This is a genomic window from Piscibacillus salipiscarius JCM 13188 (assembly GCF_001311865.1).
Taxonomy (GTDB): Bacteria; Bacillota; Bacilli; order Bacillales; family Alkalibacillaceae; genus Piscibacillus; species Piscibacillus salipiscarius.
Genome location: NZ_BBCD01000001.1, coordinates 192,102 through 217,949 on the forward strand (window position 1 = coordinate 192,102; position 25,848 = coordinate 217,949).

A 25,848-nucleotide genomic window follows, 5' to 3' on the forward strand; every position below is an offset into this window, starting at 1 on the left:
CTTTTTACTCTGCAGCTGAACCAAAAATTTTAGCCGCTAACGCTTTACCAGTAGGTGTTGCCGCTAATCCTCCTTCAGCTGTTTCCTTTAAAGTTGATGACATTTTTTGACCGATTTGATACATGGCTCCAATTACCTCATCACAAGGAATTCGGCTTGTTACACCCGCTAAGGCCAAGTCAGCCGATACAATGGCTTGTGATGAACCCATTGCATTACGCTTAACGCATGGCACTTCAACGAGTCCAGCTACAGGATCACACACTAGACCTAGCATATTTTTAAGCGTAATAGCCATTGCTTCAGAAGACTGTTCAGGCGTACCTCCAGCCATTTCAACTGCTGCTGCACTTGCCATACCAGCTGCAGAACCTACCTCTGCCTGACAACCACCAGCTGCACCTGAAATAGATGCATTATTGGCAATAACTTGACCAAAAGCACCAGCTGTAAACAGAAATCTTACCATTTCTTCACGAGTAGGATTTAACCGATCTTTTAATCCAAATAAAACACCTGGGACGCACCCTGCACTTCCGGCTGTCGGTGTTGCACAGATTGTTCCCATCGCAGCGTTGACTTCATTTGTAGAGACTGCTTTACTCACAACATCTAAGATTAAATCCCCTGAAAGCGGTTGCTTTTCTTCGCGATATTGGTTAATTAAAACGGCATCACCACCCGTTAAACCTGAGCGAGATTTAACACCTTTAAGACCATCTTCTACTGCTTTTTCCATAACATCTAAATTACGTTCCATTTCAGCAAAAATATCTTCTCTTGATTTCCCGCTTTCTTCAATTTCTTGCTCAATCATTACTTCAGATATAGGTATGTTACGCTCTTTTGTTATTTGTATTAAATCACTTACGCTTCTAAACATGTTTCTCACGTCCCTTCTTAGTCAGCAATCGTTACGACCTGTAAAATATGATCACATGTTCCAAGTTGCTTCATTACTTCATCTGGAATAGGTTGGTCTGTTTCAATGACCATCATGGCGTCTTTACCTTGCTCTTTACGAACACTTCCATATGACCGATATTAATCTCTCTTTCTGCTAAAACCTTAGTAACAGAAGCGATCGCACCATAGCGATCATTATGCATGACTAAAATCGCAGGTGAGCCACCTGATAGTCTTAGTTCAAAACCGTTTAATTCAGTAATTTCAGCTTTACCCCCACCAATGGATATACCGACTAATTCAAAATCACCGTTATCATCTCCTATTTTAATTCGTGCTGTATTAGGATGATCTGACGAGCCTTCTTCTTCTATAAATTCAACATCCATACCGGCTTCTTGTGCAAAACGGAAAGCATCCTTAATTCGGTCATCATACGTATCATAATCTAGTAAACCACCTATGATCGCTACATCAGTTCCATGACCTTTATACGTTTTCGCAAAGGAACCATATAGATATATTTTAGCCCATTTAGGTTGACGTCCAAATAGTTGTCTAGCCATTTTTCCAATTCTAGCAGCACCAGCTGTGTGAGAACTAGACGGTCCGATCATGACTGGACCAATAATATCAAACACCGATCTGAATTTCATAGACTACACCACCTTATTTTCTTTCTAATTCTATTTTAAAGGGAAATAGAGTAAAAGCCAACCAGTTATTTGAAAGTAACACCTATTTATCGTTATAATACGTTTTGGGTATTAAACCTGGGCGGGTGAGGGCTAACAACAAAAGAAGGAGTTCACATGAAACAACTGAATAATAAGCAGTGGCCAATAGAGGTCATTGCAGGTATCATTGGATATTTAACGACTGTGTATATTGTTGCTGTTAACAGCTCAATTCTTGCAGAGGCTGGTATAGACCGCGAACAAGCGATGATAGCAACGATTTTAGCAAGTTTTATTGGTAGTGTTTTAGTAGGAATGTGGGCAAAAGTACCAATTATCATATTCCTGGTATGGGAGTTAATGTCTTATTTACCTTCTCCATAGTTCAGCAGTATGAATTCACTTATGCTGAAGGCTTAGGAATTGTCGTTGTATCCAGTTTAATATTTCTTATAACGGCCATTACACCATTAGGTGAAAGTTTTAAACAAGCTGTACCAGATTCACTCAAACACGGCATTACAATTGGTTTGGGATTGTTTTTGGTGTTGATTGGCTTAGAAAATGGCGGACTAATTGTAAGTGGTGATTACTCGATTATCACACTTGGAGATTTTTCATCACCAACAGTGATTGTTAGTTTATTATCATTAACAGTTGGTATTGTATTATTTGTTAAAAATGTCCCAGCCAACTTTTTAATCACGATGATTGTTGGCACATGGATTGCGTCGATGTTTGGCATTTTGGAAAAAGGAAAAGGGGAACATCTAAGTGTAGATGGTATAACTGACCTTTTCATATTACCGGATTTCGGACATATTGGTGAATTAGCCTTTTGGATTGCAGTTTTACCCCTTTCAATAGTATTAATTTTTGAAAGTATGGGATTAATTCATGGGCAACTTAATATGCTAAATCGTTCAGAAGCCTTCAAGAGTACTAATCGCAGTAGTGCGGTTTCAGCACTATTAAGCGGTTTTTTGGAACTTCACCAACCATTCCAGCTGCTGAAACAGCTGCAGTCATTGCATCTAAAGGTCGCACTGGAATTGCAAGCATTGTTACAGGGGTTTTATTCTTACTGACGTTTTTCTTTATTCCTTATATATCCATGATTCCATCAAGTGCCATTAGTCCAATTTTAATTATTGTCGGTGTGCTCATGATGCAAAATATCAAATATATTAAGATTGATGATATAACTGAAGCGTTTCCTACTTTTCTAATTATGTTTATGATCCCATTCACATATAGCATTGCAGATGGAATGGCATTTGGATTTATTGCTTATCCAATTATTAAACTTGTTACAAAACAAAAAGATCAGTTATCGCCATTATTAATTGTAGTATCAAGTTTATTTTTAATTGAGTTCATTATAAAAGCATTATTATAGATATGATTAAAGCACCGCAATTTTAAGCGGTGCTTTTTTTAGACTTTAGTTTAAGTTAACTAGGCTATGGCTATTAACGACCTTGTGATAATCCAAGTTTCCCTCATAATTCGATACGTTTTAAGCTCAATGTTTTTATCTCCCTGAAAACTTATTAAAATGTATCAAAAATGTTCTTTGATAGTGCTCTAAGTACCCAATAGATGACTCGGATTGGAAAAACGATTAACTCAGGCAACCACAAAAGCATATCTAACATGAAATCCCCGAAATTATATGCTTCTTTCGATTTGTTATTTTTTCTCATCTTGCTTTTCTTCTTTTCCACCAATCTTTCATTCACATTCCCCCTGTTTTCAATTATGATTCACTCACAAAATCTAAAATGATTTCACTAAATTCTCTTTGTTTTTCTACGTATGGATGATGACCACTATCTAAAACTTTTAACGCGGCATTACAAAATTTGAACTGTTCATGATGATTTGGGTCAACAGCATAATCATGTCCACCAGATATTACTAGTACTGGTTGCTCAATTGATCTTGTGTTGGTAGTAAAGTCGTAAAATATTCACCTGTGTTAAACACGTATTGTTGAAAAGATTTTCCAAAAATAAATCCTTATCTATTTCATCTAAGATTTGTTTATTACAAGGATCTTTAAACTGTAATTGATTATGCAAATTATGTTCAGCTAGTTTTGAAATAGTTGTATAATAAGTATTCAATAGAGATTCTTTATTACCTGTATGTAATTGTTGCTTTTTTAAGCCTAACAGCTTTCTAGAGTATCTGATTTGATATTCAAAAGAATTAACCATATTTAGTGTCGCATTAGATAATATGATCCCTTTTACTCTGTTTGGGTATTTTTTCGCATAATTTAGTGCCAAAATTCCACCAAAAGAGTGTGCTATTAAATACCAGTCTTGCAACCCCAAATGATCTCTTAATTCTTCAAAATCATCAGTTATTCTATTTAAAGAGAAATCAGTATTAGAACATTCTTCAGACCGTCCACAACCTCGTTGGTCTACATAAATCATTCTAAGTTGATTCTCCAACAGATTATGCATGGAATACTGAAATGACTTACTCCAGTATCCAGGTCCACCATGTATATAAACAGCTGGAACCCCACTGCCACTAACTTCATAGAAGACTTTCTCACCATCGCTTGTTATAAACTCCATTAAAATCACCTACAATGAAAATTCCCTTTAATTTTACCATAATTATCCTAATAGTTTTACAAAATATATAAAAAACCGTTTAAGCGATATTCACTTAAACGGCATAAAGTATATTAAGCATGTATTATTCCACAGAAAAGATAAATGAGTAAATCGGCTGTTTTCCCTCTACCACTTCAACTTCAATGTCTTCAAAATTTTCATCTATAAACTGTTCTATTTGTTCAACTTCATCATTTGTACCATCTTCTCCTTGAAGAATGGTAATAATCTCATCTTCATCATCATCAATCATTTGCTTTAATAATTCAAAGATGGTTTTCATTTTATCTGTATGAACAGATTCTATGCTGCCTTCTAGAATTCCCATGAAGTTTCCTTCTTCAATCGTTTTGCCATCTATTTGCGTATCTCTAACGGCATACGTAATTTGACCGGTTTTAACAAACTCAATGGCTTCACTCATAGCTTCATGGTTTTCATTTAAATCTGCTTCTGGATTATATGAAAGCATAGCTGCCATCCTTGAGGAACGGTTTTAGTTGGCACAACTTTAACCTCACAATCAACTAAATCGTGAGCTTGCTCAGCAGCCATTATGATATTTTTATTATTTGGTAGCACCAGTACATAATCAGCGTTAGCCTGGTTAATTGCTTCAACAATGTCTTGTGTACTTGGGTTCATCGTTTGGCCACCTTCAATCACGATGCTCGCATTAAGGCTTTCAAACATTGTTTTAATTCCTTCACCCATTGCAACGGTTACAACAGCCATTTTTGAACGTGATTCTTCTTTTTAAGCTCAGCATTCGTATTAACAGGCTTTTCATCTACGATCGCTGAATGCTGTTCACGCATGTTTTCAATCTTAATATTGATTAAACTTCCATATCTTTGCCCAATGGACATCACTTCACCAGGATACTCTGCGTGTATGTGAACTTTTACAACTTCATCATCGGCAACAACGAGTAGTGAATCGCCATGCTCACTAAGTTCTTCACGGTATTGCTGCTCATCAAACGAATTTTTCGCTAATTTTTCCTCTTCGAATTTAACCATAAATTCAGTACAATAACCAAACTCAATTTCTTCTGTTTCCATGAAATCCTGGTGCATTTTATGGTGTTCAGCATTGACTAATTCATCTAGTGAAGGCTGAGATGCATGTTCAGGTAATTCTTCACCCTTCAATGAAGCCAGAAAACCTTCATAAACGGTTACTAGACCTTGTCCACCACTATCAACAACACCTACTTCCTTTAGTACAGGAAGTAAATCTGGTGTACGATTTAGAGATGCTTTTGCCTCTTTTAATACAATATCAAACCAGTCTATGACTGTTTCAACCGAATTAACTGCTTCAACGCCTGCTTTAGCGGCATCTTTTGATACGGTTAGGACTGTACCTTCTACTGGTTTCATGACAGCTTTATAAGCCGTGTCAACACCAGACTGAAGGGCATCTGCTAAATCCTGCAGTTCTAATGTTTCTTTATCTTGGACACTTTTTGAAAAACCTCTAAAAAGTTGAGATAAAATGACTCCAGAGTTACCTCTAGCTCCCATTAATAATCCTTTAGCAAATGCATTCGAAATTTCTCCAACGTGCTTTGAATTTAATTGTTCAACTTCTTTTGCACCTGAAGTCATGGTTAAATTCATATTCGTACCGGTATCACCATCAGGAACCGGAAATACATTTAAAGAATCAATCATATTTGCCTGATTTGACAAATGGTGCGCACCTAATAAAATCATCTGCGCAAATTGTTCACCATTTAACGTTCGATTAGACACTCTCTTTTTCCTCCTTCAACAAAAACGATGTTCCCCTAAGAAGTAACTCGCACTCCATGAATGTAAATATTGATTGTATTAACATCTAGTCCAATCATTTTCTTTAATGAATACTTCACTTGGTTTTGCACGTTATGTGCAACTTCTGAAACCTTTGTTCCGTACCCAACTATAATGTACATATCAATATCGATGTCGCCATCTTCACCTCGAACGACAACACCTTTCGAGAAGTTTTCTTTACCTAGTATTTCAGATAATCCATCTTTTAATTGTTTGCGTGATGCCATACCTACAATACCATAACATTCTACAGCAGCACCACCTGCGATGGTCGTAATGACTTCCTTCGAGATCGAAACCGTTCCATATTCATTACGTACTTCAATCGACATATCCATCCTCCTCGGTTCATGACTACGGTTATTTTACTATAAGCGTGCTAAAATGAAAAGGTATACAGCCCTGTCAAGTTAAAAAACTTGATAAGAATAAGAAGAATTATTGAAAACATTTTATCCATATGGTAAATTAGTTAAGTAATGATTATTGAGATTTTGTTTTAGCTAGGAGGGAATTATTGTGGCACGTAAATGTCAAGTAACTGGTCGTAAAACTAGAACTGGTAACCACCGTTCTCACGCTATGAACGCTTCAAAGCGTAAATGGAAATCAAACGTTCAGAAAGTACGCATTATGGTTGACGGAAAACCTAAAAAAAGTTTACGTATCAGCTCGCGCACTTAAATCTGGTAAAGTAGAGCGTGTTTAATAAAAGTTATATATACAAAAAAGCTACCTGATGATGTTCAGGTAGCTTTTTTGTTATTTTTTAAAAAGATTCATAATGCCACGGATTAGCCCACCTATAAATCTAGGAAGCTTAACTGTATAAAATCTCATCTTCCCCCTCCTATACTACTGCTTACGGTGTTATAAGATTAATCACGACTCTTTATAACTAATAGTATGCCTGAGGTAAAAAATAAGTACCTTTTTTCTGACCATTCATTTGAAATGGTTAAAGAAGACCCTTGAACAATTGTTGTTTCATTAAGGGGATACTTAAAACCTTTTAATGATAGATTTTCTACTTTTTCAGAGTAAGCTAGAAAGGATACGTAAGGGAATAATGAGTCTTGTATCATATCGTATGTTCCAGGTAATTTTAACGACATTTCATTTTGTTTGTTAATTAACCATGCGTCAATATGATGTTCTGAAAATAGCTTCATCAGTTGAACATTTATCCATGCATGATCTAATCTACCACCTGTAGCTCCAAATACTAATACTTGCTCAGGCTTTTCATTGATAGCTTCTATAAAGGCAAGCTCAAGATCTGTTTCATCTTTAATTGCCGGAAACTCAATTACGTTTCGTGCATTAGATTTAATTTTTCAATAAGATTAGAATCTAATGAATCAAAATCTCCCATTACCAAGTCTGTTTTTATTCCAAGATCGTATAAAATGTTTTGCACCTTCATCGACACCGATCCAATAATCAATATGGGGATAGGCAGTTAAATCTGGTATTTCTGCAACAGGGCCCGCTGCAACGATCCCTACTTTGGTCATCATATCACCTATTTCACTGAATCTCTAATGGCTTTTATCGCATTAGAACGGTCTTCTTGGTTATAAATAGCACTTCCAGCAACCAACACTTCAGCTCCTGCTTCTACGCATTTCTTTGCAGTTTCAGGCTTCACGCCACCATCAACTTCAATTTCGAAATGATAGTTGTGATTTTCTTTTAGTGTTTTTAATTCTTTTATCTTAGATAAGGCAGAATCAATAAAAGATTGTCCTCCAAATCCTGGATTAACCGTCATCACAAGTACTAAGTCAACATCCTGTAACACTGGTTTGATCGATTCAACTGGGGTAGCAGGATTAACAACGACCCCAGCCTTAATTCCTTCGCTTTTAATCTGCTGAATGACACGATGTAAATGTGGACAAGCCTCTTGATGTACTGAAATTAGATTTGCTCCAGCCTTAGCAAATTGACCAATATAATTGTCCGGATTTTCAATCATTAAATGAACATCTAGCGGCAATGTTGTAATAGGTCTAATTGATTCGACAATTAAAGGACCTATTGTAATGTTGGGTACAAAATGGCCATCCATCACATCAACATGTATATAGTCTGAATCTGCTTCTACATCTTTAATCTCATCTGCTAATTTTGAAAAGTCAGCGGATAAAATGGATGGTGCAATTTTAATCATACTCTAATACCTCGGCTTTCTTTGTTTAATTTCTTCATAAAAGTTTTCGTAGTGTTCATATCTAAAACTTGCGATCTCTTCATTTTGAACTGCTTCTTTCACAGCGCATTTAGGCTCATTTATGTGAAGACACCCTCTAAATTTGCACATATCCTGATATTCTAAAAATTCCCTAAAACAAAATCGTAAATCCTCTAATTCGATTTCATTAAAATCAAGTGAACTAAAGCCAGGAGTATCAGCAACATAGCCATTACCAATTTCATATAATTCCACATGTCTTGTTGTATGTTTACCCCTGCCTAAGCTCTTAGAAATATTGGCAGTTTCAATATCTAAATCATCGTCTAATTTATTTAACAATGTTGATTTTCCAACTCCTGATTGTCCAGCAATCACAGACAGCTTATTGGCTAAATGTGGATAGATTTTCTCATCTAAATCATCCATTATTTTTGAAACTATTAAAACTTGATAACCAATACCCCGATAAATATTAGCGTAATCATTCAATTGTTCTAGTTGCTGTTCAGTTGTTAGATCTTCTTTTGTTAGAACGATTAGTGGTTCAATATCTTTATATTCTATTAAAACCAAAAACCTGTCTAACAATAAAGGATTAAAATCTGGTTCAACAACTGAACTTACTATGATAGCCTGGTCAATATTTGCTATAGGTGGACGAATTAAAGCATTCCGCCTATCTTCTATAGATACTATCGTTCCTGTTGAATCAGATTGAGGCTCAACCTCGACATAATCTCCGACAAGAGGGGTCACTTTTTTCTTTCTGAATAGACCTCTCCCTTTACAGGTGTATATTTGGTCATCTGCCAATACATCATAGAATCCACTAAGCGCTTTAATTATTATTCCTTGAATCATTTATTGATTCTCTCCTGCTTCTTCATAAGTAATCACTCTTTCATCATATAATTCTCCATCCCTATATATTTTATAAGATCCTTCCCCATTAGGCTCAATTGTTAACCTAATATTAAAGATTTCATCACTTGTTATATTAGATTCGGCATATAATTCGTCGTCAAAGTTAGCATCACTCACAAAAATTTCAACTTTTTGTTCTTGTTTATTACCGTTTCCATTGCCATTTCCGTTCCCGTTTCCATTACCATTTCCGTTATTCTGAGGCTCATATTTAACCTCAACTTGTTCGTCATATGTCACAGGTTTTGGCTCAGGCCCTTTAGAAATGAAAACTTTAACCTCATCACCTTTTTCAAGTTCAGTATTAGCTCCCGGCTCCTGTCTAGTTACCTGACCTTCTGGAACGGTTTCTGAATGCTCCTCTTCTGTAGTAAGAGTGAGCTCTTGATCTTTTATATATTGCTCTACTTCCTCAAGTGTCCAACCACTTAAGGATGACAGTGCAACTGTTGGAGGGCCGGAACTTACGTTAAAGATGACTTTGGTATCTTCTGGTATTACCTTTTCACCTGGTTCAGGCTGTACTTGTGCAGTGATTTCGCCCTCAGGTAGTTCGGATTCCTCATGATAGGCGATGACCTCCTGATATCCGTGTGATTCTAAGTATCGCTTCGTTTGTTCAAAAGATTTTCCTACATAGTCATCAAATTCTATCTGTTCTTTCCCCATACTCGTATATAAAGTTACACTAGAGCCTTCTTTAACTGTGGAACCACCACTTGGTGTAGAACGTATAACATAATCTTCTTCTATTTCATCAGAATAAATGGACTCACGTTCCACTTCTAAACCTAATTCTGTTAACTGTTTTAATGCTTCATCATATCGTTGTTCGGACACTTCAGGAATAACCACATCCTCAGGTGCCAACCATTTAGGTAAAAAGAACAATGTAATAACAACTGCTGCTAGCAAAACAGCTACAGAGGTTAATATAATGGCAATCCACTTCTTCTTTTTAGGCTTTTTCTCTGGCTCTGTTGTGGACATGACCTTTGTTTCGTCATGACTAGTTGAATTTACTGGAGAAGCTTGATCATCTTTGATGGCTGGTATAGCTTTTGTCTCTTCACCATCTTCAAAAGGAACAACGAAAGGTTCCTCATTTTCTCGTTCAGGGTTTAGCACCGTTTCTAAATCATGCTGCATTTCCTCAATTGTTTGATACCTTTGTAATGGATCTTTTGCTGTTGCCTTTAACACAACATTTTCAACACTTTGAGGCACTAATGTATTAAAAGTTTTTATAGATGGCGTGCTCTCTTGCATATGTTTTAAAGCAATGGAGACAGCTGACTCACCCGAAAAAGGCAGTTGTCCTGTTAATAACTCGTACAAGACAATACCAAGTGAATAAATATCCGACTTTTTCGTTGCCGTTCCACCTCTAGCTTGTTCAGGTGAAAGGTAATGAACTGAACCTAGTACATTATTTGTTTGTGTCAGTGAGGTCGAACTTAAAGCCATTGCTATTCCAAAATCCGTAATCTTAACTTGACCATCTTGGTTAACCAATATGTTTTGTGGTTTAATATCTCTATGAATAATTCCATTTTCATGCGCATGAGCAATTGCTGACGTTAATTGATTCATAATATGTACAGCCTCATCCACCGAAACAGGGCCATTTTGCTGTATTTTCTGCTTTAATGTCATTCCTTCAACATATTCCATGACAATATAATAAACATCTTCTTCTTGCCCAACATCATATAAGTTAACGATATGATTATGTGATAAACTAATAGTCGATTCCGCTTCTCGTCTAAAGCGTTCGATAAACTCACGATCATTAGAATATTCTAGTCTTAAAATCTTCATAGCTACATTTCGCTGAAGTATGAGATCTCGAGCGAGATAGACTCTCGCCATTCCACCCCCGCCTATGGGGCGAATTAATTTATAACGTTCGTTGATGATACGACCTACCATCATTTTGATTCACCTGCTTTACGTTGAACAAGTACGACAGAAATATTGTCCTCTCCCCCCGTTCTCATTCGCAATTGACACCAAATTTGACACTTTTTCCTCAACAGAGATATCCATATTTAACACATCTAAAATATCTTGTGTTGAAAGTTTATTAGACAACCCATCAGAGCAAGACAAAACATAATCTGAATTAGACCATTCGAATTTATTGACGTCAATACGTATATTTTGATCTGTTCCTATAGCTTGTAATAAAACATTTTTCTTTGGATGCGCCTCAGCTTCCTCTTCTGTTAATTCACCATTATTAACTAACTGCTGAACAAACGAATGGTCTTCAGTAATTTGGATAACCTCATCTTTTTTCACATGGTATAAACGGCTATCCCCCACATGGGCAACAACGACATTATCATCAAAATACACCGTCGCAACAACGGTGGTACCCATTCCAACACATTCTTGGTTACCCTGAGCATATTCGTAAACATGCTGGTTTGTTTGCTGTATTGAATCTATTAACCATTTTTCAGCTTCATCAGTTGATTCAAATGCATCTGTTTCTTCCCATGAATCTTTTAGGTGATTAGAAGTGAGGTCGCTCGCAATATCTCCGGCTTTATGTCCGCCCATTCCATCGGCAATAATCGTTAACATTTGGTTAGCACGATTATAAAACACTCCACCAGCGTCTTCATTCACTTTCCTTACCTTCCCAACATCAGATACAAAACAAACATTCATTCAAAGTTCACCTCATTTCAGACGAACGATTTCTTAATTAATCTAGTTAAGAAAAATCCGTCTGCATTAAAATCTTGCGGAAATATTTGAATCCCGTAATCAGAAATTCCACCTAATGATTGACATCGTTTAGGTAATTCCTTGAAAAAAGTTTGGATCCACTTGTACATCTGGGTGATCATCTAAAAACGCTTTGATCTGATCTTCATTTTCGTTTTGATCAACCGTGCACGTACTGTAAATTAAACTACCATTAGATTTGAGTAGAGGAAAAACTGATTCTAGTAACTCTCTTTGAATTTTAGTTAAATCATAGATGTCTTGTTCTGTTTTATGATATTTAATGTCTGGCTTACTTCTTAAAACTCCAAGGCCAGAGCATGGTGCGTCTAATAAAATTCTGTCAAAAGATTCTTCTTGGTGTATTTCGTTTAGCATTCGACTATCTTGAGCAGACGTATGAATAATATCTAAATCTAACGTTTCTGCTTTGTCCTTTACCAGTTTAACCTTCTTGTCATGTAAATCATATGCAATAACAGTTCCTTCATTATTCATCTTCTCAGCAATATGTGTCGTTTTTCCTCCTGGTGCACTACAAGCATCTAATACCTTCATGCCAGGCTCAACATCTAACATTTCAGAAACAAGCATCGATGTTTCATCTTGTATAGTTATCTCTTTAGGAAATAATTTACTGTTAAGCGGGTTCCCTTTAATAATATTTAAGCCTTGTTGGCTTAATTCGGAATGTTTAGTCTCTATTCCTTCTTTATTTAACAAATTCTGAACATGTTCAACCGTATTTTTAAGAGGCTGAACACGTACAGACAATTTTTTTGTTTCTAAGTTAGATTCACACATTGCTTTTGTTGTGGCCCGGCCATATTGATCAATCCAACGTTTAACTAACCAATATGGATGGCTAGTTTCAACTGAAATTTTCTCAATAGGGTCCTTTATTTGACTCGTATCAGGAACACCTTGACGTTGTACATTCCGAAGCACTCCATTAATAAAACCACTAATTCCTTTATGTCCCCTCTTCTTAGCTATAGTGACGGCTTCATTAATGACGGCATGGTCAGGAACTCTTTCTAGAAATGCCATTTGATAAACTGACATATAAAGTAGCCATTTAACCCATGTATCCGTCTTCTTATTAACAAAATGTTTAACGTAGTATTCTAACGTTAACTTCCTCTGTAAGGTTCCATAAACTATCTCAGTTAAAAGTCCCTTATCTTGATTTGATAAATTATTATTATTGATTGCTTGATTGATTAATATATGGCTAAATCCGCCACTTTCTCCAACTTGATTTAGTAATTTTAATGCTATTTCTCTGACGCTTTTGTTTGACATGAGATCATCCTAACTGTGAGCCCGTTTGAAAATAGTCACTTGAACCGCGCAAGAAATCCTCAGCCTTCACACGTTTCTTACCTGGCACTTGTAATTCTGTAATTTTTAAAACCTTTAAATCCCCAGTAGAAACTAATATACCATCTTGATCTAATCCAATAATCGTCCCGGCAGGCTGGTCAGTAGACTTGTCTACCTTTTTAGCCCACCAAACCTTTATATTTTGATCTTCATAAACAGTGTAAGCAACTGGCCAAGGATGTAATCCTCTAACGTGGTTATAAATCTCTTGTGCGTTTTGATTCCAGTCTATTTTTCTTGTTCTCGTTTAATATTATATGCATAGGTTGCTTCTTCATCATTTTGTTTTTGAGGTGTAATACGATTGTTAAATAAATCGGGAAGAGTATCCATCAATAGTTCAGAACCTAAAGCAGAGAGTTTATCATGTAATGAACCAACATGATCTTCATCATCGATTTCAAGCTTCGCCGTCGATATAATATCACCTGCATCTAGAGCTTCTGCCATATACATAATAGTAATTCCAGTTTCTTTCTTTCCTTGCATAATAGCGTAATGAATCGGGGCTCCGCCTCTTAACTCTGGTAATAACGAAGCGTGAACATTGATACAGCCATATTTTGGTGTCTAATATTTCTTTCGGAAGTATTTGCCCGTATGCAGCAGTAACAATTAAATCTGGTTCATATTCTAAAATGTCATCATAATTTTTCGTATCTTTTCTGGCTGTAAAACAGGTAGGTGATACATTAATGCCGTTTCCTTCACAGGAGGCGGTGTTAGTTTTCTTTTTCTACCTTTTGGACGGTCTGGTTGAGTGACAACCGCCACAACTTCATATTCTGATTTAATAAGTGCTTCTAGAACAGGAACACTAAAATCAGGCGTCCCCATAAATACAATTCGTTTTGTCATCTTAATCCCTTCTTCTTACATAAAATGATATGGTTCTAAATCAATCGTTAATTGTAATTGACTTTTATTTATTTGTTTTTGAAAATGATTTAATACAGATTCTAAGGCCTGATCAACATCTTCACGCCTTTTATATTTTAACATGCATTGATACCTGTAACGATCTTTAATACGCAGCATAGGCGAAGGCGTTGGACCCATTAACTGACAGTTACCAGTGGTATGGGTTGCGATAATATTAGCCGCTTCATTCGCCACTTTTACAGCTTCTACATGATTATCATGTGAAATATTAATAAGTGCTAAATAATAATATGGTGGATACTGAAATTGTCTGCGAACTTGCATTTCTTTATTAAAAAAACGCTTCATAATCATATTGACTTGCAAGCTCAACGCTGTAGTGTTCTGGTGTATAGGTTTGAATGACAACTTCCCCAGGCAGTTGATGCCTTCCTGCTCTTCCACTTACTTGAGTAAGTAGCTGAAAAGATTTTTCAGATGCTCTAAAATCTGGTAAGTGGAGCATAGAATCAGCTGCAATAACACCAACTAAGGTGACATTTTCAAAGTCTAACCCTTTAGCAATCATTTGAGTCCCAAGTAAGATGTCGGCCTCACCATTACCAAACTTCTCGAGTAATTTTTCATGAGCACCTTTTCGGCTTGTCGTATCCACATCCATCCGAATAATGCCGGCATTAGGAAAATGTAAATTTAAAGCTTCTTCAACCTTTTGAGTTCCCGTTCCAAAAAAGCGAATGGCATCACTTTCGCAGTTTGGACAAATCTGTGGCATCGGTCTTTCATCATTACAATAGTGGCACTTAAGCTTATGCTGTTTACTATGATAGGTCATAGAAATATCACAGTGATCACATGATATTGTTTCTCCACACTCACGGCACATAACAAACGTTGAATACCCACGTCTGTTTAACATTAATACTACTTGTTCTTTACGTTCTATTCGTTCATTGATTTTATCAGTTAATGTTTCTGAAAACATTGACCGATTACCTTGCAATAGCTCTTGTCTCATATCTACAATTTCAACTTCTGGCATAGCCTGCTCATTTACTCGTTCAGTTAGCTCAAGCAAGTGATAGACACCCTTTAATGCCCTAGCATACGACTCCAAAGTAGGTGTTGCACTACCTAAAACGACTGGACAATGGTGATCTGAAGCACGTTTTTTTAGCTACTTCACGAGCGTGATATTTTGGGTAATCTTCTTGTTTATAGGTTTGTTCATGCTCTTCATCTATAATGATAATACCTAAGTGTTCAAAAGGTGCAAAGATCGCAGACCTTGCACCAACAACTACGCGTACTTCTTTTCGGTGAATCTTTCTCCATTCATCATATTTTTCACCTTGAGATAACCCACTATGTAATACGGCAACATCAGATCCAAATCTAGCTTTAAACCTTGATACCATTTGTGGGGTAAGAGCAATTTCTGGAACTAAAACAATGGCTTCTTTACCTAGATCTAAAACACGCTGAATGGACTGCAGGTAAATCTCTGTTTTACCACTACCTGTTACTCCATGAAGTAAGAAGGTCTGATAATATGTTTCGTTTATCGAATCTAATATAGGTTCAATAGCCTTTTGTTGTAACTCGGTTAATGATAATGGCTTAGTCGATTGATGCTCTTTTGTCTCAAAAGGATCCCGGTATACCTCCTGCTTCACCATTGTCAGTAACCCTTTTTTCACTAGTGAATCTATTGGACCTTTTGTGGTATTAAGCTCCTCTGTTAATTCTTTTAACAAAATAGGTTCATCTTGGTGAAGCATATAGGTTAAGACTTCCCGCTGTTTTTTAGCGTTTAAACTCAAATGTTCAAGTTCCTCTAATATGTTTACATCATCAACTGCTTTTTTGACTGCTGTATACGTTTTAACACGATTTTTCCCTTTAACAACGTACTTAATATCTATAAGTTGACCCTTTATGTATTGTTTTACTTGTGAATCCGTAAGGCCTGCTTCTGATAAATCATTAAAAGGGAATACTTCTCTACCCCCGGCTGCTTTCTGCAAAGAAGCTGGCAGGGAATCCATCTCGTCCAACAGCCATACTTCTTTATCATACGACGCTTTGAAAACAGCAGGAAGCATAGCTTGAAGTGCAGAAATTCTAAAGCATAACGTTTCCTGTCTTAGCCAAGAAGATAAGTTATTAATTCCTTAGTTAAAATAGGCGTGTAATCCATGACCTCTTGAATGGGTTTTAATTGATCAAATTCACTGTGATTTGTTAAACCTACTACAAATCCCATGACCTTTCTAGGTCCCAGAGGTACGATCACGCGGATACCTGCTTGTACAATATCTTGAAAATGTTCTGGAATTTCGTAATCTAATGCAGAATCGATTGGTGATGCAGCTACATCCACTACAACTTTAGCGATTTTCAATGTGTTTCCCCCCGCCATATCTTTTATAAAGATTTCAAATAAATTTCTTGCAACTTCTACTTTAGAATCCAAAGGAATGTCTTTTTCTAAACCATTTTTAGTCATAACATGTACTTCATTTTGATCAGATTTAAATCCTATATTTTATTGCCAACATCATTAATGACGATGGCATCTAGATTCTTTTATTTAATTTTTGCTTACCATACTCTTTTAGATTCTCCGTCTCAGCGGCGAATCCAACTAAATACTGTTGTTCTTTATGTTCACCTAAATATTTTAGGATATCTTTCGTTCTTTCAAGCTCTAAAACAAGTGGTCCATCTTGTTTTTTAAGTTTTTGTTTAGATACATGTTTTGGGCGATAATCTGCAACAGCTGCTGACTTAATCACGATGTCTTGATTCTGAAATCTAGTTGTCACCGCCTCGAACATTTCTTCAGATGTCGTCACTTCAATAAGCTCAATTCCCGAAGTCGTATCCAATTGTACAGGTCCTGAAACAAGCGTAACATTAGCTCCTAATTCTTTTGCCACTTCAGCAAGAGCATACCCCATTTCCCGGAAGAATGGTTAGTAAAAAAACGAACAGGATCAATCGTTTCCTGAGTAGGTCCTCCTGTAATTAAGACGTTTTACCTTTTAAAGGTTGCGCTCTTGTCTCATTTCGTTCAATCACTTCAATAATTTTCTCAGGTTCTTCTAGACGGCCTTTTCCAACATAACCGCATGCTAAGTAACCGTCTCCAGGTTCTATAAAACGGTAACCGTACTTTTCTAGCGTTAACAAGTTATTTTTAACAGCTGGGTGTGCATACATATGTACATTCATTGCTGGTGCAATATATACTGGTGCAGTTGTTGCTAAAAGAGTCGTGGTGAGCATATCATCTGCTAGTCCATTTGCTAGGCGACCAAGTAAATGGGCTGTTGCTGGTGCTAAAATGACAAAATCTGCCCAGTCTGCTAAATCAATATGGGCTATTTTTTCAGGGTTCTTTTTCATCAAAAGCATCGGTATAGACTGGGTTTCGAGATAGCGCTTGGAATGTTAAAGGCTGTACAAATTCGGTTGCGCCTTCTGTCATGATCACTCTGACATCTGCTCCACTTTGTACAAGTTTACTCGTCAATGCACAAGCTTTATATGCAGCAATCCCTCCTGAAACTCCTAGCAATACTTTTTTCCCGTTTAACATAATATGGTCCTCCAATAATACGGTAATATTAATTACATTTTAACATGAACCGTTATAAAAAAGAAAAACAACCTGAGTCAATCAGGTTGTTCATCTTACCTTATTTTAATTTAGACAACTTCTTCATCAAGCGTTAATTTTTCATCCATAATCTCTTCAAGTGCTACACCAACATTTTTGAAGATTTAGTATCTTCTACTAACGCATGACCACCGTCTTCTTGCAGTTCTCTTGCTCGTTTTGCCGAGACAATGACTAAGGCATATTTAGAATTAATCTTCGTTAATAAGTTATCAACTGAAGGTTCTAAAATCACTACGCTTCACTCCCTAACGCTTTTTTATACTGTTTAGAAACGCGTTCACGTTTACAGTGCTCACTAATAACAATCGATTGGATACGATGGACGGCATTTTCAATTTCATCATTTACAACAACATAATCATAAGCATCCATCATGTCAATTTCTTTCTTCGCTTCTAATAATCGATTTCGAATTAAATCTTCTGATTCCGTCCCGCGGTTAATAATCCGGTTTTTCAGCTCATCTAAACTAGGTGGGAATAAGAAAATATATACACCTTGAGGAAAACTTTCTCTAACTTTCATCGCACCCTGTACTTCAATTTCTAGAAAAACATCTTTACCTTGTTTAAGGGTATCTTCAACGTATTGTTAGGTGTCCCATAATAATTACCTACGTATTCAGCGTATTCGATTAACTCGTCTTGTTCAATCATTTGTTCAAACTGTTCTCGTGATTTAAAGAAATAATCTACACCATTTTCCTCTCCATCACGTGGATTGCGCGTTGTAACGGAAATGGAATATTGAAGATCGGAGTCTTCTTCAAACAAACGCTTTCTGACAGTCCCTTTTCCGACTCCAGAAGGGCCCGATAAAATAAATAGAATACCTTGCTCGTCTTTCAAAACTAGTCCTCCTAGTTGTCAATGTTCATATCTTCATTTACCACACGTTGTCCAACTGTCTCAGGTTGTACAGCAGATAAAATAACGTGATCGCTATCAGTAATAATGACAGCTCTTGTACGTCTTCCATATGTAGCATCAACTAACTTATTATTATCTCTTGCAACTGTAATAATACGTTTTATCGGGGCTGACTCGGGTGATACAATCGAAATAATACGATTGGCTGATACGACATTTCCGAACCCGATATTAATTAATTTTAAATTCATTCCTCTACTCCCCTAACTATAAATTTTACCATGTTTTTATTCTTATGTTATTTCCATAATTACTATTATAGTCTAAATATCATGAAAATCTCAAATATTATTCAATATTTTGTACTTGTTCTTTAATTTTCTCTATTTCACTTTTCAATGCTACGACAATCTTACTAATTTGTACATTGTTAGATTTTGATCCGATAGTGTTCGTTTCTCTCAGTAATTCTTGTGCAATAAAATCGAGTCTTCTACCAATAGGTTGAGAGAGTCTCATGGCATCTTCAACTTGTTCAATATGTGATAATAAACGTGTTATTTCTTCAGTTATATCAGCTTTATCGGCTAAAATAGCCACTTCTTGAACAATTCTTGATTCGTCGAAATGTACATCAGTTAAGTGTTCTTCAATTCTTTCCTTTATTTTAACTCGATATTCATTTTGAATCGTATTAATTTGCTCTTTTAACTGTAACGTAAGGCGTTTAACTTCATCTATTCTATTTAATACGTCTTTTTTTTAGAGTTTTTCCTTCTTCTTGTCTCATTAAATGTACTTTTTGTAAAACATTTTTCTAACACAGAAAGAACTTTTTCTTTTAAGTTTTCATCTAGATCCACTTCTTCATTTTCTATAAAAATTCCTTCTAACTGCAAGAGTTCCTCAATTTCAATATCACCCGAAACAGGTCGATTCTTTTTAATGCAATCTAAAGCGTTTAAATATTGATCAAGTAATTCCCAATTAACTTGAATAGACTTGGAACTAATTCCTTCACCTGTCATATTAATAAAAATTTCAGCCCGACCTCGGCTAAGATATTGGCGTACCTTTTTCTTCATTTCATCTTCAAGCACTAAAAATCACGAGCATTTTAAATGCACAATCTAAAAAGCGATGGTTAACTGTCTTTACTTCCATAGAAATGGTTGTTTGGTCTATTTTTTCTTGAACCTGTCCAAAACCAGTCATACTATTAACCAATTTCTTCACCTACTTCACGATATTAGCAAATCAGCTACATCATTATTGTTTCATGAAATGAAAGGATTTTTCAATAGTTTTCCGTAATGCCTAACGATTTAAATCTGTTTCGTGCTATACTATTCTTCGTATAGAGGTGATTATTATGGCATTTGACGGAATTGTTACTCGAGCAGTCTCCCATGAATTAAACCAAGAACTGTCGAGCGGACGAATTACAAAAATTTATCAGCCTACAGATACAGAATTAATTCTTACCATACGTCAAAACGGACAGAATAAGCAACTATTAATATCCATACATCCGAATTATGCAAGAGTCCATTTGACTGATGAAAAATTTAATAACCCTAAAGAACCCCCAATGTATTGTATGGTGCTTAGAAAACATCTAGGTGCTGGCTTTATTGAATCCATAGAACAGGTTGAACTTGAGAGAATTATTCATATTACTGTTCGAAGTAAGGATGAAATCGGTGATGAAAAGAAAAAGAAATTAATTATTGAAATAATGGGTAAGCATTCGAACGTGATTCTAATAGATCCAGAAAGAAACATGATTTTAGATAGCTTTAAACATATTAGTTCACTTCAAAATCGACACCGTTCAATATTACCTGGACAGACATATGTTGCGCCTCCTGAACAAGGGAAGTTAAATCCTCTTGATTTAGATAGTAATGCATTTGTAAGAAAATTAGACTTTAACCAAGGCCGTATGGACAGACAAATACTTAATTTACTTATGGGCTTATCTCCAGCAGTTTCTAAGGCTTTAGAGGAAAAGACTTATTTAGGACGCAATGAACAGTATGAACAGATCTTTAATGATTTCAAAACAAACCTTGAGGATCATGAATATCAACCGTTTATCTTAAACGGCCCAAAGGATGATTTTCATGTTCTCGATTTAATTGGTTCATCAAAATTTAAAACATATTTTGAACGTACTAGCGACATGCTTAATGAGTTTTATAAAGGGAAAGCTGAGCGTGACCGCGTAAAAGGAATGACGCATGACCTTATGCGTTTTATAAAAAATGAGCGCGATAAAAATGAACGTAAAATCAAAAAACACGAAAAAACATTGAAGAAAGCTGAGAAAGCTGATGACTACCAAAAGAAAGGTGAGCTTTTAACGGCTCACATGCACATGGTGAAACCGGGTGATGAATCAGTTACCGTTGTTGATTATTATGACCCTGAACAAAATGAAATGACGATCGAACTTAATCCAAATAAAACACCGAGTCAAAATGCTCAGCATTATTTTAAAAACTATCAAAAGCTTAAAAAAATCAAAAGAAATTGTATTAGTTGAAATAGAAAAAGCCAAAGAAGAAATTGATTATTTTTCACGCCTTATTCAGCAGTTAGAACAAGCACGAGAAGAGGATATCGAAGACATTCGTGAAGAGCTTCAGGAGCAAGGCTACCTGAAACGAAAATCATCTTCTAAAAAGAAGAAGAAAAAGATGTTACAACCTGATTATTATCATGCAAATGATGGTACTGACATTGTTGTTGGGCGTAATAACAAACAAAACGAGTATGTAACAAACAGACTGGCGAATAAAATGATCTTTGGTTACACACCAAAGATATTCCAGGCTCCCATGTCATCATTCGTTCAAATGACCCAAGTGAAGAAACGATTATGGAAGCAGCTAATATAGCCGCCTTTTACAGTAAAGCCAAACTATCATCCTCAGTACCAGTTGATTATACCCTAGTTAAACACGTTAAAAAACCAAACGGTGCTAAACCTGGCTATGTTATTTATGACAATCAGCAAACCATATACGTTACGCCAGATGAGCAGTTTGTTAAACAATTAAAGAAAGATTAGATTAGGAACCTGAACGCGGTGTTCAGGTTCTTTTTTACGCTTATTTATTTAAATTTACACCTATAGAAATCAAACTTACGCCCATAGAAGATCAGATTATATACCTATATTAAAAATTTTGCGAAAGATGGCCACTCCTATAGGATTAGCGCTTGATGAAAATCACGCCTAGCGAATAGAAGTAGTTTAAGAAAGTTGAGACTGTTTCCAAGAAAAGCGTCAACAGCAGCAATTAATACTGCAAAACAATTATTTTTATTGAAAAACAATAAATTTATAGTAAAATATAAAAAAGGGGGATAATTAAATGAAATGCTTATCCATAATGACGATCATCACTCTACTTTTAATTACACAAGGATGCTCTAACCAAGCTGAGTCATTACCTGAACCTGAGGCCACTATTCAAGTGCAAAATGATTCTACATTACAATTTAACCGAGTCGAAATGAAACTGTATCAAGAAGATCACTTTGTAGCTGGTCAAAATGGTATGTATGCGGATGGTTCTATTATCAGTAACGGTGATACATTAAGGTTTGAATATTTTGAAGAAGACCCAATTAAATTTAACGCTGAAACAAAAATTGAGTTAACACTTTATAATGATAAACAAATAGTAGATCAGCGAAATTACAATATAAACTTTAATCAATCAAAAGAAATTAACTTAGAGGTTAAAGATGAAGGTTAGGAAACGAAATATAATATTAATTTCAACATTACTTGGTTTCTTATTATTTCCGAGTATTACTCAAAACGATTACCTACAAGAGGTTAGTACTACTGTCCTTTCTAGTGAAAACGTTGAATCTATTACACTATATTCGACCGAGAGTGATGTGCTGAGGATTTTTGGCAAGCCCGAAAAAATCCATAAAACAAAGAATCCAATCTCTAGTTATTATAAGTATGCCGGGTTGGAAATAGGTATCAATAACCAACAGGTATTTCGTTATATTATTACCGATAATTATACTACTCAGCATGGAATTAAGGTTGGAGATTCTAAAGAACATGTTATTGACATTTATGGTAACAATTATTATAAAAAAACAGAATCCGGGAGTTTTATCATGGGCTATATTGATTATGAAAATAATATAATTCTTGAAATTGCCCTAAATAAAGATTGTGTGATCGGTATGTTAATTAAAAAAGTAGTTCAAACTAGAAACTTGAACTACCTAAAACACTTAAAGATTATTACGCCATTCTATTAAGGTGTTCATCTGGTTTGTATCAAAATCGCCGCTCTCTACAAGCTCATGGAGTAACGTATCAAATGTTAATAAACTATAAGATTCATATCCATGTTCTTTCATATTTTTTTGACTCTTCATCAAGTTATATGAAAAATAGATAAAATACCTAATACCTCTCCTCCGGCTTCTTCAACCGCATTAGCTGCTTTAATGGAACTTCCTCCAGTTGAGATTAAATCTTCAATAACAAGTACTCGCTCACCATTGCCTATTTGACCTTCAATCTGGTTGTTTAACCCGTGGCTTTTAGCTTTGTCGCGAACATAGACCATTGGAAGATCTAACTGATCAGCAATCCAAGCTGCGTGTGGAATTCCTGCTGTTGCACAACCGGCGATGACTTCAACCTCTTTAAAATTTGTCTTAATCTCTTGTAACATGGCTTCTATAACAGATTTCCTGACTTTTGGGAATGAAATAATTATTCGATTATCACAATAGATCGGTGACTTGATTCCGGATGTCCAAGTAAAATAATTCTCTGGGTCTAACTTTATGGCACCAATATTAATTAGTTGTTTCGCTATACTCATGATTCCACTCCTTTAATGCCCGCTTATACGCAGCTTTTGGGTTCTTTGATTGTGTAATACTCCTGCCCATAACGAGATGATCTGAAAACCTAGCTTGAGATGGGGTTGCGATTCGCTTCTGATCATCTGCGTGATCATGTTTAAGGCGAATACCAGGGGTAACCGTTACAAATTCAGTCCCGCACAACTGTTTAATAAACTTAGATTCCGCTACGGAGCATACGACTCCATTTACGCCAGCACGCTTAGCTAATTCTGCATAAGAAAGAACGACCTGTTCCATAGGCTCTTTAATTAATAGTTCGTTAGACAACATGAGATCATCCGTCGAGGTTAGTTGCGTGACTGCCAATAACAATGGAATTTTCGTCGCGCTCCCTTTCTCCAGACCTTTTTAGCTGCTTTCATCATGTCTAATCCGCCTGATGCGTGTATATTAACTATATCAACATCAAGGTGAGCTAAACTTTTCATGGCATGATAAACTGTATTCGGTATATCGTGTAATTTTAAGTCTAGAAAAATAGAATGACCACGCTTCTTTAATTCTTGTATAAGTAGTGGCCCCTCACGATAGAATAGCTGCATACCAACTTTAACAGGAGCTTCATTTAATTGATGCACATCGAGGAAATCTAATGCCTCTTTTTTAGTGTGAAAATCTAACGCGATATAGATGGAAGATTTCATGTGGATACAACTCCCTTAAGCTCATTTAAAGAATTATAACCAAATTTTTCGAAAGCACGTGGCAGTTCATCTATGATGTCCTTACAAGCATATGGATTTTGAAAATTGGCTGTCCCAACTGCTACTGCGTCGGCCCCTGCCAATAAAATTCAAGCACATCTTCTGAAGTGGTTATACCTCCCATCCCGATAATGGGAATATTAGATACTTGACGGACCTGGTGAATCATTCTTATGGCAATTGGTTTAATAGCTGGTCCCGATAGACCACCCGTTTCATTGGCGATGAGTGGCTTTCTTGTCTTTAAATCGATCTTCATGCCAGTTAATGTGTTAATCATCGATAGTCCATCTGCCCCCGCTTCTTCTACTGCTTTTGCCATCGATACGATATTCGTGACATTAGGAGAAAGCTTAACGAATAACGGTTTACTCGATACATTTTTCACCTTATTCGTTAACTGATAGGCTAGTTCAGGATCTGTACCGAATTGTATACCGCCTTCTTTAACATTTGGACATGAAATATTTAATTCAAGAGCTTTAACCGTACTTGCCTTCGATAGTTTCTCTGCAACTATCACGTACTCCTCCTCTGAACTACCAGCTACGTTTGCGATGACTGGTGTATCAAATTGCTCTAAGAATGGTAATTCTTGTTTGATAATTTGATCAACACCTGGATTTTGCAAACCAATCGCATTTAGCATTCCTGAAGACGTTTCCGCTACGCGAGGAGTCGGATTTCCAAACCGGGCTTCCCCTGTTGCAGCTTTAATCACGATGGCACCAAGAGTGTTTAGATCATAAAATTGACTAAATTCTTGGCCAAAACCAAAGCATCCTGAAGCTGGCATTACTGGATTTTTTAATGTTAATCCTCCTAATTGTACTGATAGATTCATAATGTCACCTCTTTAGCATGAAACACAGGACCGTCCTGACAGATTTTAACGTAACCTTTGTCATTATCTGCTTGACAGACGCATGCAAAACACGCCCCTACCCCGCAGCCCATCCGTTCTTCAATAGATATATAGCCATCAATATCTGATAATTGGTGCTGCACAGCTTTTAACATCCCCGTCGGTCCACAGCTGAAATAATGGTCGTATGAAAATCTTAACTCTCTAATAACATCCGTGACGAGTCCATCATAACCGTAAGTACCATCATCAGTTGCTATGTAAGTTTGAGTTAAATCTTTAAATTCTTTTTCATAAAAGATTGATACCTTTGACTGATAACCTAAAATGGCTGTAACGTCGTTAAACTGACTGTTCAACTGTTTGACTAGATTATATAAGGGCGGAACTCCTACTCCTCCGCCAATAACTATGACTGTCTGACCCTGGATACCACTCAAATCAAAACCATTTCCAAGGGGACCTAATACATTGATTTGTCCCCCAGGTAATTGCCGAGCTAACCAATCCGTTCCTTCTCCAAATACTTTATAGATGATCGTTAATTGATTTATTTGTTTGTCGTAGTCTGCAATGGAGATTGGACGACGCAGCATATGCGCTGTTCCTTCTCCAATTTGTATATGAAT

At 36.2% G+C, this 25,848-nt stretch carries 25 protein-coding genes and 11 pseudogenes; 7 read left to right on the top strand and 29 right to left on the bottom strand.

The window, feature by feature from the left end:
* Positions 1-4: 4 nt before the first annotated feature.
* Both sdaAA and sdaAB read right to left on the bottom strand, forming a co-directional pair.
* Positions 5-883 carry an L-serine ammonia-lyase, iron-sulfur-dependent, subunit alpha gene (gene sdaAA / locus JCM13188_RS01125; RefSeq protein WP_054751550.1) on the bottom strand — a complete coding sequence of 293 codons (879 nt, stop codon included), beginning with the start codon at positions 881-883 and terminating at the stop codon, positions 5-7.
* Positions 884-900: 17 nt separating this feature from the next.
* A pseudogene (gene sdaAB, locus JCM13188_RS01130) lies at positions 901-1,562 on the bottom strand (L-serine ammonia-lyase, iron-sulfur-dependent subunit beta).
* Positions 1,563-1,718: 156 nt separating this feature from the next.
* Between sdaAB and JCM13188_RS20115 the strand changes: the two are divergent.
* The 3 genes from JCM13188_RS20115 to JCM13188_RS20125 are packed head-to-tail and all read left to right on the top strand — an operon-like array spanning position 1,719 to position 2,982.
* Positions 1,719-1,967, top strand: a complete 249-nt coding sequence (locus JCM13188_RS20115; protein ID WP_369404731.1) for a hypothetical protein — start codon at positions 1,719-1,721, stop codon at positions 1,965-1,967.
* Positions 1,934-2,671: a solute carrier family 23 protein gene (locus JCM13188_RS20120; protein WP_369404732.1), complete on the top strand. Its 738-nt coding sequence runs from the start codon at positions 1,934-1,936 to the stop codon at positions 2,669-2,671. The genes JCM13188_RS20115 and JCM13188_RS20120 overlap by 34 nt, the downstream gene beginning before the upstream one ends.
* Complete coding sequence (locus tag JCM13188_RS20125) at positions 2,611-2,982, top strand: hypothetical protein (protein ID WP_369404759.1); 372 nt, start codon at positions 2,611-2,613, stop codon at positions 2,980-2,982. Before JCM13188_RS20120 ends, JCM13188_RS20125 begins: the two co-directional genes overlap by 61 nt.
* A gap of 535 nt (positions 2,983-3,517) precedes the next feature.
* Here JCM13188_RS20125 and JCM13188_RS01145 read toward each other — a convergent pair.
* From JCM13188_RS01145 to JCM13188_RS01155, 4 genes and pseudogenes are all read right to left on the bottom strand, one after another.
* A complete protein-coding gene (locus JCM13188_RS01145; RefSeq protein WP_279401207.1) occupies positions 3,518-4,177 on the bottom strand; it encodes an alpha/beta fold hydrolase in 660 nt (219 codons plus the stop codon).
* A gap of 124 nt (positions 4,178-4,301) precedes the next feature.
* Positions 4,302-4,954 (bottom strand): annotated as a pseudogene (locus JCM13188_RS20130) (DAK2 domain-containing protein).
* Positions 4,942-5,979, bottom strand: coding sequence for a DAK2 domain-containing protein (locus JCM13188_RS20135; RefSeq protein WP_369404733.1), 1,038 nt, complete (start codon positions 5,977-5,979; stop codon positions 4,942-4,944). Before JCM13188_RS20135 ends, JCM13188_RS20130 begins: the two are co-directional and overlap by 13 nt.
* 35 nt (positions 5,980-6,014) lie before the next feature.
* Entirely contained in the window at positions 6,015-6,374 is a 360-nt protein-coding gene (locus tag JCM13188_RS01155; RefSeq protein WP_054751554.1) for an Asp23/Gls24 family envelope stress response protein, read from the bottom strand.
* Positions 6,375-6,561: 187 nt separating this feature from the next.
* Here JCM13188_RS01155 and rpmB point away from each other — a divergent pair.
* Positions 6,562-6,751: pseudogene (gene rpmB, locus JCM13188_RS01160) on the top strand (50S ribosomal protein L28).
* Between the two features lie 53 nt (positions 6,752-6,804).
* On the opposite strand, the gene spoVM reads toward rpmB, so the two are convergent.
* The 19 genes and pseudogenes from spoVM to JCM13188_RS17435 all read right to left on the bottom strand — a co-directional run bounded on the left by spoVM (position 6,805) and on the right by JCM13188_RS17435 (position 19,957).
* The gene (gene spoVM, locus JCM13188_RS20140; RefSeq protein WP_369404760.1) at positions 6,805-6,882 is read right to left on the bottom strand and encodes a stage V sporulation protein SpoVM; all 78 of its coding nucleotides are present in this window, start codon (positions 6,880-6,882) and stop codon (positions 6,805-6,807) included.
* Positions 6,883-6,920: 38 nt separating this feature from the next.
* A complete protein-coding gene (locus JCM13188_RS17425) occupies positions 6,921-7,376 on the bottom strand; it encodes a thiamine diphosphokinase (protein ID WP_279401228.1) in 456 nt (151 codons plus the stop codon).
* Between the two features lie 27 nt (positions 7,377-7,403).
* Positions 7,404-7,559: a hypothetical protein gene (locus JCM13188_RS17430; RefSeq protein ID WP_279401208.1), complete on the bottom strand. Its 156-nt coding sequence runs from the start codon at positions 7,557-7,559 to the stop codon at positions 7,404-7,406.
* Between the two features lie 8 nt (positions 7,560-7,567).
* Positions 7,568-8,218 (bottom strand): ribulose-phosphate 3-epimerase, encoded by a 651-nt coding sequence (gene rpe, locus JCM13188_RS01170; protein ID WP_054751558.1) that lies wholly within the window; start codon positions 8,216-8,218, stop codon positions 7,568-7,570.
* Positions 8,219-8,221: 3 nt separating this feature from the next.
* Positions 8,222-9,103 (bottom strand): ribosome small subunit-dependent GTPase A, encoded by an 882-nt coding sequence (gene rsgA / locus JCM13188_RS01175; RefSeq protein ID WP_054751560.1) that lies wholly within the window; start codon positions 9,101-9,103, stop codon positions 8,222-8,224.
* Positions 9,104-11,101, bottom strand: coding sequence for a Stk1 family PASTA domain-containing Ser/Thr kinase (gene pknB / locus JCM13188_RS01180; RefSeq protein WP_054751562.1), 1,998 nt, complete (start codon positions 11,099-11,101; stop codon positions 9,104-9,106).
* Positions 11,102-11,116: 15 nt separating this feature from the next.
* Positions 11,117-11,845 carry a Stp1/IreP family PP2C-type Ser/Thr phosphatase gene (locus JCM13188_RS01185; protein WP_054751564.1) on the bottom strand — a complete coding sequence of 243 codons (729 nt, stop codon included), beginning with the start codon at positions 11,843-11,845 and terminating at the stop codon, positions 11,117-11,119.
* 129 nt (positions 11,846-11,974) lie between these two features.
* Positions 11,975-13,210, bottom strand: coding sequence for a 16S rRNA (cytosine(967)-C(5))-methyltransferase RsmB (rsmB, locus tag JCM13188_RS01190; protein ID WP_369404734.1), 1,236 nt, complete (start codon positions 13,208-13,210; stop codon positions 11,975-11,977).
* 4 nt (positions 13,211-13,214) lie between these two features.
* Positions 13,215-14,149 (bottom strand): annotated as a pseudogene (gene fmt / locus JCM13188_RS01195) (methionyl-tRNA formyltransferase).
* 15 nt (positions 14,150-14,164) lie between these two features.
* A pseudogene (gene priA / locus JCM13188_RS01200) lies at positions 14,165-16,577 on the bottom strand (primosomal protein N').
* A gap of 175 nt (positions 16,578-16,752) precedes the next feature.
* Positions 16,753-17,204: pseudogene (locus JCM13188_RS20145) on the bottom strand (phosphopantothenoylcysteine decarboxylase domain-containing protein).
* Positions 17,204-17,584: a flavoprotein gene (locus JCM13188_RS20150; RefSeq protein ID WP_369404735.1), complete on the bottom strand. Its 381-nt coding sequence runs from the start codon at positions 17,582-17,584 to the stop codon at positions 17,204-17,206. The pseudogene JCM13188_RS20145 and the gene JCM13188_RS20150 overlap by 1 nt, the downstream one beginning before the upstream one ends.
* On the bottom strand, positions 17,568-17,777 hold the full coding sequence (locus JCM13188_RS20155) for a flavoprotein (protein WP_369404736.1): 210 nt from the start codon (positions 17,775-17,777) through the stop codon (positions 17,568-17,570). Before JCM13188_RS20155 ends, JCM13188_RS20150 begins: the two co-directional genes overlap by 17 nt.
* Before the next feature lie 163 nt (positions 17,778-17,940).
* The gene (rpoZ, locus tag JCM13188_RS01210) at positions 17,941-18,093 is read right to left on the bottom strand and encodes a DNA-directed RNA polymerase subunit omega (protein WP_369404737.1); all 153 of its coding nucleotides are present in this window, start codon (positions 18,091-18,093) and stop codon (positions 17,941-17,943) included.
* A pseudogene (gene gmk, locus JCM13188_RS01215) lies at positions 18,093-18,709 on the bottom strand (guanylate kinase). Before gmk ends, rpoZ begins: the two are co-directional and overlap by 1 nt.
* Before the next feature lie 11 nt (positions 18,710-18,720).
* Complete coding sequence (remA, locus tag JCM13188_RS01220) at positions 18,721-18,981, bottom strand: extracellular matrix/biofilm regulator RemA (protein ID WP_054751566.1); 261 nt, start codon at positions 18,979-18,981, stop codon at positions 18,721-18,723.
* Positions 18,982-19,078: 97 nt separating this feature from the next.
* Positions 19,079-19,471, bottom strand: coding sequence for an endoribonuclease YicC domain-containing protein (locus tag JCM13188_RS21625; RefSeq protein ID WP_439646601.1), 393 nt, complete (start codon positions 19,469-19,471; stop codon positions 19,079-19,081).
* Positions 19,472-19,476: 5 nt separating this feature from the next.
* On the bottom strand, positions 19,477-19,830 hold the full coding sequence (locus JCM13188_RS01230; RefSeq protein ID WP_054751570.1) for a YicC/YloC family endoribonuclease: 354 nt from the start codon (positions 19,828-19,830) through the stop codon (positions 19,477-19,479).
* On the bottom strand, positions 19,823-19,957 hold the full coding sequence (locus tag JCM13188_RS17435; protein WP_279401209.1) for a YicC/YloC family endoribonuclease: 135 nt from the start codon (positions 19,955-19,957) through the stop codon (positions 19,823-19,825). The genes JCM13188_RS01230 and JCM13188_RS17435 overlap by 8 nt, the downstream gene beginning before the upstream one ends.
* Before the next feature lie 145 nt (positions 19,958-20,102).
* Here JCM13188_RS17435 and JCM13188_RS01235 point away from each other — a divergent pair.
* From JCM13188_RS01235 to JCM13188_RS01245, 3 genes and pseudogenes are all read left to right on the top strand, one after another.
* A pseudogene (locus JCM13188_RS01235) lies at positions 20,103-21,806 on the top strand (Rqc2 family fibronectin-binding protein).
* A 307-nt stretch (positions 21,807-22,113) separates the two neighbouring features.
* Positions 22,114-22,500 (top strand): hypothetical protein, encoded by a 387-nt coding sequence (locus tag JCM13188_RS01240; protein ID WP_054751572.1) that lies wholly within the window; start codon positions 22,114-22,116, stop codon positions 22,498-22,500.
* A complete protein-coding gene (locus JCM13188_RS01245; protein ID WP_054751574.1) occupies positions 22,490-23,029 on the top strand; it encodes a hypothetical protein in 540 nt (179 codons plus the stop codon). The genes JCM13188_RS01240 and JCM13188_RS01245 overlap by 11 nt, the downstream gene beginning before the upstream one ends.
* On the opposite strand, the pseudogene pyrE reads toward JCM13188_RS01245, so the two are convergent.
* The 4 genes and pseudogenes from pyrE to JCM13188_RS01265 form a co-directional block, all read right to left on the bottom strand.
* Positions 23,003-23,604: pseudogene (gene pyrE, locus JCM13188_RS01250) on the bottom strand (orotate phosphoribosyltransferase). The gene JCM13188_RS01245 and the pseudogene pyrE sit on opposite strands and share 27 nt — an antisense overlap.
* A pseudogene (gene pyrF / locus JCM13188_RS01255) lies at positions 23,579-24,294 on the bottom strand (orotidine-5'-phosphate decarboxylase). The pseudogenes pyrE and pyrF overlap by 26 nt, the downstream one beginning before the upstream one ends.
* Positions 24,291-25,198, bottom strand: a pseudogene (locus JCM13188_RS01260) (dihydroorotate dehydrogenase). The pseudogenes pyrF and JCM13188_RS01260 overlap by 4 nt, the downstream one beginning before the upstream one ends.
* Positions 25,195-25,815: a dihydroorotate dehydrogenase electron transfer subunit gene (locus JCM13188_RS01265; RefSeq protein ID WP_279401210.1), complete on the bottom strand. Its 621-nt coding sequence runs from the start codon at positions 25,813-25,815 to the stop codon at positions 25,195-25,197. The pseudogene JCM13188_RS01260 and the gene JCM13188_RS01265 overlap by 4 nt, the downstream one beginning before the upstream one ends.
* Positions 25,816-25,848: the final 33 nt, after the last annotated feature.

What these genes read in the sequence shown, in the direction of transcription:
- sdaAA (WP_054751550.1), bottom strand. Translation starts at nt 883, where the DNA reads ATGTTTAGAAGCGTAAGTGATTTAATACAAATAACAAAAGAGCGTAAC.
- JCM13188_RS20115 (WP_369404731.1), top strand. Translation starts at nt 1,719, where the DNA reads ATGAAACAACTGAATAATAAGCAGTGGCCAATAGAGGTCATTGCAGGT.
- JCM13188_RS20120 (WP_369404732.1), top strand. Translation starts at nt 1,934, where the DNA reads ATGGGAGTTAATGTCTTATTTACCTTCTCCATAGTTCAGCAGTATGAA.
- JCM13188_RS01145 (WP_279401207.1), bottom strand. Translation starts at nt 4,177, where the DNA reads ATGGAGTTTATAACAAGCGATGGTGAGAAAGTCTTCTATGAAGTTAGT.
- JCM13188_RS01155 (WP_054751554.1), bottom strand. Translation starts at nt 6,374, where the DNA reads ATGTCGATTGAAGTACGTAATGAATATGGAACGGTTTCGATCTCGAAG.
- spoVM (WP_369404760.1), bottom strand. Translation starts at nt 6,882, where the DNA reads ATGAGATTTTATACAGTTAAGCTTCCTAGATTTATAGGTGGGCTAATC.
- JCM13188_RS17430 (WP_279401208.1), bottom strand. Translation starts at nt 7,559, where the DNA reads ATGACCAAAGTAGGGATCGTTGCAGCGGGCCCTGTTGCAGAAATACCA.
- rpe (WP_054751558.1), bottom strand. Translation starts at nt 8,218, where the DNA reads ATGATTAAAATTGCACCATCCATTTTATCCGCTGACTTTTCAAAATTA.
- rsgA (WP_054751560.1), bottom strand. Translation starts at nt 9,103, where the DNA reads ATGATTCAAGGAATAATAATTAAAGCGCTTAGTGGATTCTATGATGTA.
- pknB (WP_054751562.1), bottom strand. Translation starts at nt 11,101, where the DNA reads ATGATGGTAGGTCGTATCATCAACGAACGTTATAAATTAATTCGCCCC.
- JCM13188_RS01185 (WP_054751564.1), bottom strand. Translation starts at nt 11,845, where the DNA reads ATGAATGTTTGTTTTGTATCTGATGTTGGGAAGGTAAGGAAAGTGAAT.
- rsmB (WP_369404734.1), bottom strand. Translation starts at nt 13,210, where the DNA reads ATGTCAAACAAAAGCGTCAGAGAAATAGCATTAAAATTACTAAATCAA.
- JCM13188_RS20150 (WP_369404735.1), bottom strand. Translation starts at nt 17,584, where the DNA reads ATGAAAAAGAACCCTGAAAAAATAGCCCATATTGATTTAGCAGACTGG.
- JCM13188_RS20155 (WP_369404736.1), bottom strand. Translation starts at nt 17,777, where the DNA reads ATGTTAAACGGGAAAAAAGTATTGCTAGGAGTTTCAGGAGGGATTGCT.
- remA (WP_054751566.1), bottom strand. Translation starts at nt 18,981, where the DNA reads ATGAATTTAAAATTAATTAATATCGGGTTCGGAAATGTCGTATCAGCC.
- JCM13188_RS01240 (WP_054751572.1), top strand. Translation starts at nt 22,114, where the DNA reads ATGAAATGCTTATCCATAATGACGATCATCACTCTACTTTTAATTACA.
- JCM13188_RS01245 (WP_054751574.1), top strand. Translation starts at nt 22,490, where the DNA reads ATGAAGGTTAGGAAACGAAATATAATATTAATTTCAACATTACTTGGT.
- JCM13188_RS01265 (WP_279401210.1), bottom strand. Translation starts at nt 25,815, where the DNA reads ATGCTGCGTCGTCCAATCTCCATTGCAGACTACGACAAACAAATAAAT.